Origin of the sequence: Streptomyces sp. NPDC059718 (genome assembly GCF_042733315.1) — a bacterium.
GTDB lineage: Bacteria > Actinomycetota > Actinomycetes > Streptomycetales > Streptomycetaceae > Actinacidiphila.
In genome coordinates this window covers 89,648-104,111 of record NZ_JBHWGA010000035.1, presented here as the reverse complement: position 1 = coordinate 104,111, position 14,464 = coordinate 89,648, and the positions used below count along the sequence as shown (strand labels likewise).

Annotated in this window: 10 protein-coding genes and 4 pseudogenes; 7 read left to right on the top strand and 7 right to left on the bottom strand. The window is 67.3% G+C overall.

The annotated features are described in order from the left end of the window. Positions 1-188: 188 nt before the first annotated feature. A complete protein-coding gene (locus ACFV3E_RS32395) occupies positions 189-1,088 on the bottom strand; it encodes an alpha/beta fold hydrolase (RefSeq protein ID WP_500537888.1) in 900 nt (299 codons plus the stop codon). Between the two features lie 1,341 nt (positions 1,089-2,429). Between ACFV3E_RS32395 and ACFV3E_RS32390 the strand changes: the two genes are divergently transcribed. Both ACFV3E_RS32390 and ACFV3E_RS32385 read left to right on the top strand, forming a co-directional pair. Further along, positions 2,430-3,446: an alpha/beta hydrolase gene (locus ACFV3E_RS32390; RefSeq protein ID WP_500537887.1), complete on the top strand. Its 1,017-nt coding sequence runs from the start codon at positions 2,430-2,432 to the stop codon at positions 3,444-3,446. A gap of 238 nt (positions 3,447-3,684) precedes the next feature. Continuing rightward, positions 3,685-4,081, top strand: a pseudogene (locus tag ACFV3E_RS32385) (ATP-binding protein); the annotation flags it as partial. Between the two features lie 212 nt (positions 4,082-4,293). Here ACFV3E_RS32385 and ACFV3E_RS32380 read toward each other — a convergent pair. Continuing rightward, a pseudogene (locus tag ACFV3E_RS32380) lies at positions 4,294-4,635 on the bottom strand (hypothetical protein); the annotation flags it as partial. 181 nt (positions 4,636-4,816) lie between these two features. On the opposite strand from ACFV3E_RS32380, the gene ACFV3E_RS32375 reads away from it, so the two are divergent. Further along, positions 4,817-5,464 (top strand): TetR/AcrR family transcriptional regulator, encoded by a 648-nt coding sequence (locus ACFV3E_RS32375; RefSeq protein ID WP_500537886.1) that lies wholly within the window; start codon positions 4,817-4,819, stop codon positions 5,462-5,464. Between the two features lie 419 nt (positions 5,465-5,883). On the opposite strand, the gene ACFV3E_RS32370 is transcribed toward ACFV3E_RS32375, so the two are convergent. The 3 genes from ACFV3E_RS32370 to ACFV3E_RS32360 all read right to left on the bottom strand — a co-directional run bounded on the left by ACFV3E_RS32370 (position 5,884) and on the right by ACFV3E_RS32360 (position 7,914). After that, entirely contained in the window at positions 5,884-6,708 is an 825-nt protein-coding gene (locus tag ACFV3E_RS32370; protein WP_500537885.1) for an SAM-dependent methyltransferase, read from the bottom strand. Between the two features lie 85 nt (positions 6,709-6,793). Then, positions 6,794-7,045, bottom strand: a complete 252-nt coding sequence (locus tag ACFV3E_RS32365) for a DUF397 domain-containing protein (RefSeq protein WP_500537884.1) — start codon at positions 7,043-7,045, stop codon at positions 6,794-6,796. Continuing rightward, a complete protein-coding gene (locus tag ACFV3E_RS32360; RefSeq protein ID WP_500537883.1) occupies positions 7,042-7,914 on the bottom strand; it encodes a Sco1979 family transcriptional regulator in 873 nt (290 codons plus the stop codon). The genes ACFV3E_RS32365 and ACFV3E_RS32360 overlap by 4 nt, the downstream gene beginning before the upstream one ends. A 270-nt stretch (positions 7,915-8,184) precedes the next feature. On the opposite strand from ACFV3E_RS32360, the gene ACFV3E_RS32355 reads away from it, so the two are divergent. The 3 genes and pseudogenes from ACFV3E_RS32355 (at position 8,185) to ACFV3E_RS32345 (ending at position 10,211) form a co-directional block, all read left to right on the top strand. After that, positions 8,185-8,631 carry an ATP-binding protein gene (locus ACFV3E_RS32355; protein ID WP_500537882.1) on the top strand — a complete coding sequence of 149 codons (447 nt, stop codon included), beginning with the start codon at positions 8,185-8,187 and terminating at the stop codon, positions 8,629-8,631. 43 nt (positions 8,632-8,674) lie between these two features. After that, positions 8,675-8,775, top strand: a pseudogene (locus ACFV3E_RS32350) (helix-turn-helix domain-containing protein); the annotation flags it as partial. Positions 8,776-9,002: 227 nt separating this feature from the next. Continuing rightward, positions 9,003-10,211: pseudogene (locus ACFV3E_RS32345) on the top strand (IS110 family RNA-guided transposase). A gap of 810 nt (positions 10,212-11,021) precedes the next feature. Here the strand turns inward: ACFV3E_RS32345 and ACFV3E_RS32340 are convergent. Next, complete coding sequence (locus ACFV3E_RS32340) at positions 11,022-11,669, bottom strand: discoidin domain-containing protein (RefSeq protein WP_500537881.1); 648 nt, start codon at positions 11,667-11,669, stop codon at positions 11,022-11,024. On the opposite strand from ACFV3E_RS32340, the gene ACFV3E_RS32335 reads away from it, so the two are divergent. Continuing rightward, complete coding sequence (locus tag ACFV3E_RS32335; RefSeq protein ID WP_500537880.1) at positions 11,655-11,966, top strand: hypothetical protein; 312 nt, start codon at positions 11,655-11,657, stop codon at positions 11,964-11,966. The two genes, ACFV3E_RS32340 and ACFV3E_RS32335, sit on opposite strands and share 15 nt — an antisense overlap. 401 nt (positions 11,967-12,367) lie before the next feature. Here the strand turns inward: ACFV3E_RS32335 and ACFV3E_RS32330 are convergent, their stop codons facing one another. Next, entirely contained in the window at positions 12,368-13,762 is a 1,395-nt protein-coding gene (locus ACFV3E_RS32330; protein ID WP_500537879.1) for a hypothetical protein, read from the bottom strand. Positions 13,763-14,464 lie beyond the last annotated feature (702 nt).

Below are 14,464 nucleotides of genomic sequence, written 5' to 3'. Positions count from 1 at the left end.
CGGGGTTGTGGTGGAGGCCCCCGGCCCGGGGCCCCCCGCGCCCCCCCGGCCGGCGGACGGTCTCCGCCCGGCAGCCGACGGGGTCGGCTGCCGGACGGAGACCGTGGTGGTGGGAGGTTGGGCGCCCTACCGTGACTTGGACACCCGCGACTGGCCACCTTCGTGCTGCGGCTGACCGGGCTTCGACCTCACAGACTGGGGCCGTTCAAACGCGCCCGGCCAAGGAAGTCGACGACCAGGTCCGTCGTTGCCTGCGGCTGCTCTTCCGTGATCCAGTGTCCGCAATCCGGGATGACCGCATCTTCGACGTTGTCGGCGACACACCGCAGCACCTCGCCGATCCCAGGACCGAATGTGGCTTCGCCACCGAAGGCCAAGACCGGCATCTGAAGCTTGCCCTGCGCAAGGAAGCCCCTGTTGTCGACAGCGTCCTGGCTGAACGCCAGGAACTGGGCAAAGCTCGCGCGCATTGCACCGGGCTGCGCGTACAGCGCCGCATAATGCTGGCGCTTCGCTTCGTCAAACCGCTCCGGGACCACGGAAAGCTCGTTCCAGAAGCGGTCGAGATAGATGCGCTCGCGGCCGGCGACCAGGCGTTCCATGTCGTGACCGCCGAAGCCGAAGTGCCACATGGCCGGATCCTGTGTGATCTGCTCCCAGGGTCCGATGCCGGGCAGTGGTGCATCGATGGCGACCCATCGCTTCACGCGCTCGGGGTGGGTGGCGGCGACTGCGAAGCCGACCATGATGCCGATGTCGTGCGTGACCAATTCGATCGTACGCACGCCCAGAGCGTCCAGGACGCCCCACACGTCCGCTGCCTGGTTCTTCTTGTCGTAGCCCCCGTCAGGCTTCGACGAGAGGCCAAGCCCACGCAGGTCGGGCGCGATCACCGTGTGGTCTTCGATGAGGGCGCTCGCCAGATGGCCCCACATGTCGCCGGTCGTGCCGAAGCCGTGCAGCATGACAACCGCTGGACCGTGGCCGCCGACACGTACGTGGATTTTGGCACCGTTGGTTTCGATCTCACGAGACTGCACACCGTCCGGGAAGGGGTAGATGCCGTCCTGATGACCGTTGTCGTTCATCGCTTTACTCCGGGTTTGTAGGAAACATGGCTCCGACGGCGGGAACGGCCAGGGAGGTCGGCCGCATCAGCACAGAAGCTCCGCTGCAGCAGGGATCCCTGGCTGCAGACACGCGTGCAGCACTCCCCCGAGGAACATCCGGATCACGAGTGGTCGCCGTCTGCGCCACACCAGAAAAACTAGCCGAACGGTCAACTAGCCGCCACCGCGCGCCAGACGGCGTTCCCACACGCCAGCCTGCTGACCTGCAGTGGAAGTTGAGGGCTCTCAGCAGAGAGAAAGCCGGTCATTCTTTCGCTCCCCCAAGCGACCACCTGGAGCGCCCCGCGCGGCGGATCCATGCGCCGCCACGTGGACCAACCCCCTGTCGGCTCGCCCTCCGAGAGCCCTCGCTCAGTTGCCACCAGCGCCATGTCTCCAACGTCGACGCCGGGGCCGCCGAACGAAGGCGCATCCGGCATGTTCAGCATCCCGGTAGCAGTGCAGAGTTAACGGTCCATCAGTTCGTGATGTGCGAGTCGTCCCTGAGCCGGCTTGCCCGTCTCATCGGCGCAGTGCGCGGGCATCGCGGCCGGGACGAACCCGATGGACTGCCTGTTGCCGAAGCCCGAGGCCAACGCGAGGGCGCCGTTCAGAGTGCAAGCCGTCAGTTGCACGCAGATGCGAGGGCGCAGCGGTTGATCGGTCTCATGGCGGAATGTCGACGCCATCGCGGGGAGGGCACATCAGGTCGGCCGCCTGGTGGGCAACGGCGATGAGTGCCAGGGCAATAGCGACAGCGTGCGTCGCGGCGGCAAGCGCGCCCTCGGGCTTGACAGCCGACTGACCCGCCTCAGCTCCACGACGCACATCCCGCGCGGGTTCGTCGAGCCCTTCACCATGGCTCCGGGCCCAACTCGGGACTACTAGGCGCAGCCTCTCAGGTGGGAGAAGCGAGGTCGTGGAAACAGCCCCCGAAATTATGCATGATGAACGTCATCTAGATGCGATCCGTTCGGGGGTTCCGGCCAGGTCTTCTCTCAAGACATTTCGATCGGAGAAGCAAATGCAGCATGCTCAGCCGAGCGAGGTGCCCGCCACGACGGGACGCCGGAGGCCCTTGGATTCATCCGTCACGGAACCGAACTCTGAGGCTCTCGCTTACCGCCTACCAGCTCTCCGGATGCCGGCCTGCAACCCTGCCATCGAGTACACCGCCCGCACCGGCTTCTCTGATTCCTCCACGCGACCGCGCACGAGCTTTGCCTTGGATCTGCAGACGTAACCGGCCGCCGTCGTCCGCAGGAACGGCAGATTACTCGTGTCCACGGCAAGACAGCGGCCCTGTCACCACCGGAGCACATGATGACCATGTCCGATCCCTCTTCCCTCTCCGCGCCCCTCGGCCCACCTCCGCCGTTCGACCCCGCACTCGCACCGGCTTTGCGGGAGATCAATAAGATCCTGCCGCCCGACGCCTTCACTGACTTCGCCTTCGTGGAGACGACACGCCGGGGCGCCATCGGCGACTCCGCGCCGGCGCCAGAGGAGGCCTTCACCAAGGGTGGCACCTATGCGGTCGAAGAGCGGACAGTGCCGGGTCCCCAAGGCGCCCCGGACATCTCTTTGCTGATCTGCCTCCCGACCGCGGCGTCTGCCCCGACCCCGGTGCTCTACCACATCCACGGCGGCGGCATGATGACCGGCAACATGCGCGACCAGGTCCCCGAATGGCTGGACCTGGTACAGGAGTTCAACGCGGCAGTGGTATCGGTGGAGTACCGGCTGGCACCCGAGACCAAGCACCCGGGCCCCGTCGAGGACTGTTATGCCGGATTGCTGTGGACGGCCGAACACGCCGTGGAACTCGGCATCGACCCCGAACGGATCATCGTGGCCGGTACCAGTGCCGGCGGGGGCCTGGCCGCCGCCCTGGCCCTGATGGCCCGCGACCGCGGCGGCCCGGCTCTGTCCGCACAGATGCTGCTCTGCCCGATGCTCGACGACCGTAACAACACCCCCTCGGCCCGCCAGCTCACCGGCCTGGGCACATGGGACCAGGCTTCCAACCACAGCGCATGGACGGCACTGCTCGGCGATGCCCAGGGCGGCGACGACGTCTCCCCCTACGCGGCGCCGGCACGCGCCACGAACCTGTCCGCGCTGCCTCCCGCCTTCGTCGACGTCGGTTCCGCCGAGACGTTCCGCGACGAGGTCGTCACCTATGCCAGCCGCCTTTGGCAGGCTGGGGGAAGCGCCGAGTTGCACGTCTGGCCCGGCGGCTTCCACGGCTTCGACACGGTGGTGCCCCAGGCGGCGCTCTCCCAGGACGCCGTCGCAGCCCGCATCCGCTGGCTCCGCAGGATCCTGCCTGCCTGAACCCGGCATGCGAACAACTCCCGTCCGCCGACGAGCGAGGGTCGGCGGAAGCCGACCGGCGACATCCCGGCCCAGCCCCGGCACGAACCGTCTCCGGGACGGGAGACCGGGCCGCTGAAGGCTCTGCTGAGCCGGGCAACCGTCACCCGGATCGAGGTTGGCCGCCGGCCGTTGTCGGTCTGACGAGCTGACCGGCGCCCGTCCCCTCACCACCCACCCGAAACACAAGGGAGGCGTCGTGGGCGAGCTGACCGGCAACCATCCGCACCACGGCCGGCAAGCTCGGCCTGCCCCACCCCGCCGAAACCATCAACGAGTACACCCGCCGGGCCGGCGAGACGAAGTTGGGCTACCTCGACTTCCTCGACCTGGTGCCGTCCGAAGAACTCGCCGTCCGTGACGACCGCCCCTTTCGCCAGGGCCTGAGACTGTCGAAACTGCCGCACCACAAGAAACCGGACGACTACGACTTCGCCTTCCCGCCCGAACTTGACCCGCGCAAGGTCAAGGACCCCGCCACCCTCTCGTTCGTCGAGGCCACGGCCAAGGCCGCCCTGCTCGGGCTGCCGGGGGTCGGCACAACGCACATCGCCGTCGCCCTTGCCGTCCCGGCCTGCCGGGCCGGCCACTCGGTGCGTCCGGGGATCGTCACGGCGATGCCGTACCGACGGCACCAGGCCCAGATCGCCGACGACGAGTACGCCTTGTCGGCGATCCCTCGGTCCGGGCGGGTGTGGGGCCGTCCACGCCCGCTGCGGGGAACCTGGACGGCCTCCAGCACCGCCTCGCGGTGGAGTGCTTCCAGCAGCGTGATGCGGCCGACGGCCAGGCGGCCTGCGCGGTAGGCGCGGCGCTGCTCGGCAATCCAGATGGCGAGAGAGAAGCCTTCGGTGTCCGGGGTCCTGGACCGCGGGGTAGAAGTGGCTGCAGGGGAAGCGTAGTGTGCCGCGGCCGTCGGAGTGGGCGACGGCGGACTCGAGGCCGAGTCGCCAGGACAACCGTGTGGCCTGCAGGACGCGTAGGGAGACGAACCGTGCGTCGCCGTGGGTTTCGCTGCCGCTGGAGGTGCTGTCGGGTTCCAGCGCGAAGGCCGACAGTTCCTCGACGGCCTGGGTGTCGTGGGAGCGGAGCGCCTCCAGGGGCCGGCCCTTCGCGGCGGACTTCCGCGAAGGGCTCGCCATACAGCCACCGGGCGACCACGGATTACGCGGCCGCACGGGCGCTAATCTGTACCCTGCCCGTCCCGATCAAGGAACGGCTGCCTGAACGGCCGGTTAGTCGGATACTGCAGTAATGCCCGGCGTGTCGTCGGCCGGCCACCCCGGAGCAGCGGGCGCGTTGGCGATTCAAGTGCGAAGGGCGCGGTTTCAGTGGAAGAGAAGAGCAGCAGCATCCGGCATTCTCAGCGGCAGCCTCGCCAGAAGCAGATCGACCTCACCGACGCCGAAATCCTCGACCGAGGGCTGGAGGCGTTCGCCGAACTCAGCTATTCCGGGGCCTCGGTACGGGAGCTCGCAAAGCGTATGGCGGTGAGCCATAACTTCATCAACGACCGTTTCGGATCGAAGGCAAATTTCTGGCGCGCCGTCATGGACAACGCCATCGCGCAGCCCTACGGAGAGATGATGGCGATCTTCGGCAGCGATGTGGACGATGTCGAGAAATTCACGTCTTTCGTCAAGGTTTTCTATCGGCTCTCCACGAACCGGCCCTACATCAACCGGATCATCTCGGACGAGTCCGCACTGGATTCGGACCGATTGGATTACTTGTACAGGAACTACACGGGTCCGATTCTGGCCGAGATCGAGCTTCTTGCGCAGCGACTGATGCGTGCGGGACGAATCCCCGAGATCTCCATGGACGTGCTTTACAGCGCGTTGACAGGTCCGGCCATCATTCTGAGTCAGCAACAGATGGGACGCCGGATTCGCGGCATCGAGGATCTCTCCCCGACTGAATGGGAACGCACGACGGATACGCTCACAGATGTGATCATCCGGGGGCTTCTGATCTGAGGACAGCCCCGCCCGACCGCGCGGCCCGAACCCCTGCTCGACCGGTACACCGTCCGGCCGGGCAGGGGGATGCGAGGCAGGTATCACCGACAGCGAATCGGACGTTCAGCAAGCCCCCCGCGGGCTGTGCCTGCGTGTCGATGATCTCAGCGATGATGTCGAAGGCCCGGTAGCGCGGATACTCCGCCGAGAGGGCGCCGGCGTGCATCCGTTGCACCGAGTCACCAAGCACTTCTTCGACGGCCTTGCGTGTGGCCGGATGTCGCGGTCGAAGTCGTCGACCCCGAGGCGCGTGTTGGTGGTCATTGCGTGTAGCGGAGCCTGTTGGTGACGAACTTGTTCGCGGCGGATGCGTCCGGCGGTGGTGGGTGCGATGGACCGGCTCAGGGTCGCTCACGCACCCACCAGGAGGGGCCGGGCTACGGTTTGATGCCGACTCCGGTCCAGAGACTGACCTCCGCGTCCGTGATGTCCCTGGCCGCGGTGCCAACGTTGTCAGCTTCGGGCCGCCAGCGGTGGCCGACGGTGATGCCGGGGTCGAGGAGGTCGAGTCCGGTGAAGAAGCGGGCGACGTCCTTGCGGGAACGGAACTGCACCGGGGTTCCGGCATTGGTGTAGATGGCGGTGACCTTCTCCCAGGTGGACGGGTCGAAGTCGGGCGTGCAGTGGCTCAGCGCCAGGGCGCTTCCCGACGGCAGGGCGTCCAGCAGGCGCGCCACGATTGCGTAGGGGTCCTGGGCGTCGGTGACGAAGTGCATGAGCGCGTTCATGGACAAGGCCACCGGCCGGCCCAGGTCCAGCACCTCGGACAATTCCGGGGCCTCCAGGAGCGCCGCGGGCTGGTTGATGTCCGCCTCTATGTACGTGGTGCGGCCCTGCGGCATGCTGCGCATCAGGCGTTCGGCGTACTTCAGGACGAGGGGGTCGTTGTCGGCGTAGACCACCCTGGCCTCGGGAACGACGGCCTGGGCCACCTGGTGCAGGTTCGGTTCGGTGGGGATGCCGGTGCCGATGTCGAGCCATTGGCGGATGCCGTGCTCCTGCGCGAGGAACCGGGTCGCCCGGTGCATGAAGGCACGGTTCTCCCGTGCACAGGTGAAGATGCCGGGGTAGACGGACGCCACGGTCTCCGCCGCCTGCTTGTCGACGTCGAAGTGGTCCTTTCCGCCCAGGTAATAGTCGTACATGCGGGCTGAATGCGGCCTGCTGGTGTCGATGTCCCGCGCGGCGTGGGAGTTGCTCATCCTGTCCCCTTGTCGTGGTGTGCGTTGTGGTGCCGGGCAGGTCGCAGCCGGGGCCGGCTCGGATCCTGCCCGCTCGTGAAGTGGTTCAGCCGGCCGTCAGGTGATCGGCGAGGCCCTTCTTGACACCCGCGATGAACGCGGTGATCTCTTCCGGCGTGTAGATCAGCGCGGGACCTTCCGGGTCCGTCGACTGGCGCAGCGCCACACGACCGTCGGGAAGTTGCTTGGTCTCCACGCACTGGCCCCCGTTGGGGCCGCTCCACGGGCACTCCCAGCCCTGGTCACCGAGGTCCGTCGCGGGCATCCCGTTGTAGACGCGGTCGTCGATGGTGGTCATGAATACTCCTTGCGCATGCGGTTCAGGAGGGCCTTGCTGTCCGCAGAGGAGGTCAGCAGGGACATCCGGTTGTGCGCCTCGAGATGAGCTGCGACATCGGAGCGTTGATCGAGGTACATGGAGGCGGAGAGGATCTCGCTGTAGACGATGTCGGGAAGCTCCGGCTCCTCGAAGCGGAAGTAGGTGAAGGGGGCGCACGCCCCGACGTGGGCGCCGGTGGCGAACGGCACGATGTCGAGGCTGACGTGGGGCAGGTCCGACGCCGCAAGGAGCCGATCGATCTGCTCCCGCATCACTTCCGGGCCGCCGACGGCGCGGTGCAGGACGGCCTCCTCCATCACCACCCACAGCGTGGGTGCGTCGGGCCGTTCCAGCAGGCTCTGCCGGCGCAACCGCAGATGGACGCGCCGTTCCAGGTCTTCCTCACTGTCGTGAGGGAAGCCGGCACGCAGGAGGGCACGTGCGTATCCGTGCGTCTGCAGCAGCCCGGTGACGTAGTGAGGTTCGTAGGTGCGCAGGGTCTTGGCGCCGGTCTCCAGGCTCACGTAGGCGGTGAACCAGGACGGCAGCACGTCGCGGTACGCATGCCACCAGCCGGGTTCGTTGGCCCGCTCGGCCATGGCGATGAACTCGTCGATCTCGCCCTGTTGGGCCCCGTAGGTCTCCAGCAGCTTCTCGACGTAGAGGATCTTCAGGCCGACCTCCGCCTTTTCCAGCCGGCGGATGGTCAAGGGCTTCACACGCAGGGCCTTGGCGGCGTCCTCCAACGACACCCCCGCGCCGCGCCGCAGTTCCTGGAGCCGCTTGCCCAAGATCATGCGGAGAACGGTGGGTGCGCTGGTGCCGGCGCCCGGGCGTGCCTCGCTCACGGCCTACCTCCTGATGAGCAGTCAACAGGACGATGATGACAGTGACTTGCTGCGCACGCCAGACGGATCGAGGCATCCTGAAATTATCAGGTAGACGGTTGCGGCATGAACACGCCTACGAGCATAGTTACTTCCAGAGCGATCCAGGCCGAACAGTGGGAGTGACCCAACGGGGGCCGTGGTTCGTCGAATTGGCGTGCCCTGGCGATCGGGGGTCGCGAGTCCGCCACAACACCTTCACCGTCACGTCTCCCATGGAAGGCGACCATCGTGGCCCCCCACACGACCCCGTACCCCCGCTCCTTAGGCACCTCGCCCCCGCACAGGGACCACTGGCTGGAGCTCCCGGCGGAGCGGACCAGCGTCAAGGCCGCCCGTCACGCGATGACCGAGCGCCTCACCCGGTGGGGTGTGCCCGGCGAGGCGTGCGCCGACGCCGTACTGATCCTCTCCGAGCTGGCCACCAACGCCGTGGTTCACGCACTCGGCACGCGGATCCTGTGCGGCGTCGTACTCGACGTGGATCAACTCCTGCGTATCGAGGTGCACGACCACGACCGCAGGCAGATCAACCTGCCCCCGCGCCCCCCTGGCCCCGAGGACGAGAACGGTAGAGGCCTCCTGCTCGTCCGGCAGCTCGCAGACAAATGGGGAGTCGCCCGCTCCACGCGCACCGGGGGCAACACCGTATGGGCCACCCTTCTCACCGTTCGCTGAAATCGTCCACGCACCGTGCCGCCGACCGCCGACCGGTGCCGGTCCAGTGATCGCGCAGCTGATGCAGGCCGACGAGGACACCGTCCGGGACGTGATCCATCGGTTCAGCGAGATCGACCTGGCCTGCCTGACCCTCAGTGGGCTCTACGTTCTTGACCGGGCTGGTCCTCCCATTCGTAAGGTGGGGACGCCCAGGGGTGCTGGGTGTGGCTCTCAGTGGGCTGCCGTCTCGTGGCTTCTACCGCTTCGCCGCCCGGTGCCCCACGACGACTCGGCCGCCGATTAGGAAGTGCGAACAAGTCGCTGAGTAGAGCAATGCCGGCGAGGTCGTCCGCGGTGTGAGCAGAACGAATACGCACGTCAGGAGCATGATGAGCCGGATATGGGCGGGGATCGACAGCGGCAAGGGGCATCACCACGGCCTTGCCCTGGATGCGGACGGCAAGACGCTCCTGTCGCGGCGAGTCGCCAACGACGAGCCCGAATTGCTGAAACTGATCGGCGATATCCTCGATCTGGCCGATGGCCGCGCGGTCACCTGGGCCATCGACATGACCGGCGGAGAACCCGCGCTGCTGCTGGCCCTGCTGATCAACCATGGCCAAGAAGTCCTCTACATGCCCGGACGACTGGTGAACCGCGCCTCCGACGGCTACCGCGGAGAGGGGAAGACCGATGCTCGCGACGCCTACGTGATCGCCGACCAGGCACGGATGCGCCGCGACTTGCGGCCCATCCGTCCCGGCGACGAGGCCGCCATCGAGCTGAAGCTGCTGACCGGCCGCCGGGCCGACCTGGTCGAGGACCGCACCCGCGTCGTCAACCGCCTGCGCGGCACCCTGCTGAGCATGTTCCCAGCCCTGGAGCGGGCCCTGGAGGTCACCAACACCGGCCCGCTCAGACTCCTGACGGGCTACCAGACGCCGGCCGCGATCCGCCGGGCTGGGCTCGCGCGGCTGACGAAATGGCTGGCCAACCGCAAGGTCCGCAACGCAAGAACTCTGGCCGAGGCCGTGGTCGAGGCCGCCGAACGGCAGCACACCGCCGTCCCCGGGGAGAAGACCATCGCGAAGCTGGTCCACACTCTGGCCGAGGAGGTGATGGCCCTCAACGAGCAGGTTTCCGAGATGGACAAGCTCATCGAGGGCCGGTTTCGCGAGCACGAGCTCGCCGACATCGTCTTGAGTGTCCCCGGCATCGGCGCCGTGCTGGGCGCCGAGTTCCTCGCCGCCGTCCGCGGAGGTCTGGACGAGTTCGACTCCCCGGACGCCCTGCCGACATTCGCTGACGTCGCACCGGCGCCTCGCGACTCCGGCAAGGTCAGCGGCAACCTCCGCCGACCGGTCACCTATCACTGAAGGCTTCAAAGAGTCTTCTACACATCCGCGCTGATCAGCGTCCGATGCGACCCGAACTCGCGGAAGTTCTACGACCGCGAACGCGCCGAGGGAAAGAAACACATCCAGGCAGTACTCGCTCTCGCCCGCCGACGTGTCAACGTTCTGTGGGCCCTGATCCGTGACCGACGGTGCTACCAAGTCACACCCCCGGTCACGGAAGCCGTTTGGCAACAGCATTAGGAAGCGGGAGGCCGTCCCCGCCTGCTCCGTCCTGACGACGAGGACTTCGTCGTCCAGACGGTCACACACCCGCCCGACCAAGCTCGGCGAGCCCTTCACCCGCTGGTCCATCCGCAATCTCACCGCCCACCTGCGGAACGTGCACGGCCGCATCATATGCATCGGCCGCGAGGCGTTACGTTGGTGCCTGCTCGCTCGCCGAGGCATCACCTTCCAGCACGGGAAGGTGCCAGGAAGTGGCGGACCGAGATTCGCGAGCTCATCTCCGTTCTCGACGAGTCCACATTCGTACACGATGGATTCTGGAAGAGGTTCTGCGACGACGTGGCGATGGGCGACCACGCGCCCGGGTTCCGGGCCGTCGGTACACGCGCGATCTGGACCGCCTACGTCAGCTTCGGCCTGGAGCTCTGGCTCGCGGCCTGACCGCAGGGTGGGCGGGAGGCACCCGATTGTGCGCCTCCCGCCCACCTGCGGCGTCAGGCGATCTGGACAGTGAAGGCGTCGTCCTGGCCGTCGACGAGGTGGTTCTTCAGCAGGGAACCGGACAGCGGGGTGCCGGCCGCTCCGTTGTCTGCCTTCCACGAGCGACTCCTGCCACTCCGGCGGCTACGGTCCAACCCCCGCGCAAGGGGAGCGAACACCAGCTGCCGCCCCGCCCCGAAACACCGACCATCACGATCACCAAGCCGACCAAAAACCAGCCTGACCCGCCGGAAGGGCCCCTCAATCACCGGTATTGCATCCAGACCGGGTTCAGGCCCGCCCCGGCGCCGGCCCCGCGGAATGCCCGCGGAACCGGACGGGGCATCAGGACACCGAGTTGTAGACCGAGATCTCGGTCAGCGTCGGCGTGTACTGCTCCGTGGCGATCTGGCCGGTGAGGGCCACCCGCAGCTTGGAGGTGGTGACCGAGCCGAAGCCGGTGACGGTCAGGTCGTGACCGATGCCGGTGTCGCGGCTCGCGAAGGTGACCCAAGTGCCGGTGGTGTCGTCCCAGCGCTGCAGGTCGAAGGACTGGACGCGGGGGTTCGTACCCGAGTCCGTGTACTCGTCCAGGTAGACCTGGTCGAAGGTGGTCGCCGCTCCGAAGTCGACGTCGAGGGTGATCGGGTAGGCGGCGTCGTCGGCGGCGGCCCAGCGGGTGCTGAGGTCGCCGTCGGTCAGCTTCTCCGCGCCGAGGGTGCCGTTCGCCCCCGGGTGGGTGGAGCTGGCGGTGACCGTTTTGCCGAGGGCGAGGTCGACGTGGTTGTCGGCCTCCTCCTCGATCGGGTCGTCGTCGACCGGGTGGGCAACCCGCTTGCCCTTGCGGGACTCGGCGATGCCGATGTCGGGCGCATCACCGTAGTAGAGCTTGGTGCCGAGGAAGTCGGCGGTGCCCAGGTGGGTGTTGTAGCGGCCCGCGTCGATCAGCGGCGAGTTCTTGCTCAGCCAGAAAAAAACGTGGCCGACTTCCATCAGGGCACTGAACTCCGGGTACGTGCACTTTTCGTCACGCCAGACAGCAATGTCAAGACGCAGTGGGGCGAGTTGCGCCTGTCGAACTCCGCGGACGCCACATGGAAAGCCAGGGCCAGCAAGGCTGCGCTGACGATCCCGCTTGCCACCACCACTATCGCCCCCGCGGACAAGCACCTCTTCATGGGCACTGCGGGATTCGATCTCACGCTTGCCGACGGGAACGTGCAGCGCATGAGGGTTGACACCGGAGACGCCAGTCTCGTCAAAGCCGCGTTCGGCAAGACTGGCGAATAGGACCGACCTGCAAACCTGGTGGCAAACTCGACACTGCTGCCACTGCCGATTCGAAGTGCCCCGGTGTTCCACACTCGTGCCTGCACGATCGGACACGCCGCGCGCACATGCGCCCTCAGGACCCTGGGCTGTCGGCGCACCGTTGTGGATCATAGGCGGCAATACGCTTTGCCCCGGACCATGGTAGGTCCGGGGCCGTTGCGCTGGTGCCGCCGGCAGGATGCGAACCTGTAACACCCGCTTTAGGAGCAAGGTGGGGCGATGTAGGGCTTGACCTGCGCGTTCGCTACCTTGAGCGGAGTCGCGCGGCGCGTATCACTGTACCCCCCGATTCCCCGTGAGTCCCCGTCCGCTCTGGCACGGATGTGGCACGACCGCTCTTCGTCCCGAAGGCCGATCGGCTACTTGGGGTGCTGTCCGTCGTGGTGACAGAGCTTGTTGCGTTTGATCGTGGTGGGGTCGGTGGCGCTGTGCGTGGTGGTGTCGCCGCCTCCGGTGACGGTGGAGGTGTTCGTGATCTGGTGGCCTGTGTCGCAGCCGCAGGAGACATCGACCTCAAGGGTGATGGGCGGGTAGCTGCCGCCTGCTGCCAGGGCGTCGTTGCGGGTGCAGGTGAGGGCGGTCAGGATGCAGTTCCATCCGGTGCCGGTGATGCTGCGGGCGGTGAGCCCTGGCGGGAGGGTGTCGTGCACGATGACGGCGCTGCCGTCGGTGGGGCCGGATCCGGTGTTGCCGACGGTGATGGTGTAGGTGCCCGGCCGGCCTTGGGTGAAGTTGCCCGTGTGAGTTTTCGTGATGGCCAGGGTGGGGGTGAGCACGATGTAGGAGATGACCACTTGGCCGTTGTTGTTCGCCGTCCCGACTGTGGACAGCGCATAGCTTGTGCCGGTGCCCGTCGGGGTGGCGAAGCTGCTGCCTCCACCGCCTCCCCCGCCACCCGCCGAGGTGCCCTGGAAGTTGACGGCGCCGCTGCCGCCGCCCCCGCCGGCGAAGTACCCGCCTCCACCGCCCCCACCAGCCCCGGCAGTTGAGGTGCAGCCACCGTCGACACTGCCCCCGGTGCCGCCGGTACCGACCTGGGCACCTGAAAACCCGCCTCCCGGCCCACCGTTCGTGACGCTACATTGCGGGACGGTGCCGGCGGCCCCCATGGCACCGCCGGTACTGGTGCTGGTGCTCCCACCGCCCCCACCCCGCCCCGGCGAAGCCCCAGGGCCGGTGGCACTTCCCGCAGTACCGGCGGTGGCATCCGCCGTCGTGCCGTTGATCCCGTTGCCCCCGTTCCCCCCCGTAGAGCCCGCTCCGGTGCCACCGGCGGCGGCGCCGCCCCCAGCGACCACCAGCAAGGAGCCACCCGTGCTGACGCTGGACGCCCCACCCCCACCCGGACCTTCCGACCGAAAACCACTGATCGGGAGGCCCCCGCCCGGGGCGCCGCCGTTGAACCCGCCGGCACCCCCCGTCCCGGTGCCGTTGCAGCCTTTGCCGCCGGTACCGCCGACGTTGATGGTGAAAGTCGTCGGTGCGGAGGTTTGCGAGAGGGTGGTGATCACCCGTGCCCCCGACCCGCCAGTCCCCGTGACGGAACAGGGGGTGCCGCTGTTGTCGGCGCCTCCGGCGCCGTCGGCGGTGATGGTGACGACCGCGTTCGCCGGGACGGTGAGGCTCTGCGGGGCTCCGGTAAAGCTGAAGGTGAGGGACGGGTCGGTCTCTCGTGCGGGCAGCGGGGCGGTGGCGGGCTTGGCCCCCGTTGGTGCGGCGGTCGCCGGGATCAGCGTGGTACCGGACAGCGCCACGCACAGTCCTGCCACCGCTCCCGCTCGCCGCCACTGCTGACGAGGGCCGATGCCTATTCGGGCTTGGCCTTGTCCGATCCCCACTCCAGAAGGGGGTTGATGTGGGGCGTGATGCTTGATCACCGATGTCTCCTGACTTCCTGGCTCTGGGGGCCTCTCTTCGCCATGCGGCAGCCCGGCGGGGCACTGTCGACGATCACTCATTGTTATACAAATTGCATAAAGATGCACGATAAGTAGCAAATAGGGGTCTATGGACAAAGGATCCGACCGGTTAGTGAGCCATCCAGGTCAGGTGTGAGCTGGTGCTGAGGCTCTACCGAGTGGCCAGCGCCAGGTCTAGGCGGTTCTTCCGGAGCTCGAACGCCGTGACCTCGGAGCGGTACTCCTCCCACTCCTGCTTCTTGTTGCGCAGGGTCTTGCCGGGCCTCCAGATGACCTGCGTGTTCGCAGCTCAGGACCGGTGCGCTCGTACGCCTGGTGGTCGCCACGCCGGGCATGGGTTTCCCCCTCCGTGTTGGCGCTGCTCACAGCCTTGCAGGGGTGCGCGGCTCCCTAATGGAAGGGCTCATGCGGCCCGTCATCCGATCAGCCGTTCGCGATCCCCAGCGACCCGCGAGGCCCTCGGTCTGCGGGAGAACTCTGCGGTTCCCGAAGCGGTGAGAGGTGATCCCTGCCGGGGGCCCGGTCCAAGACGCCAAC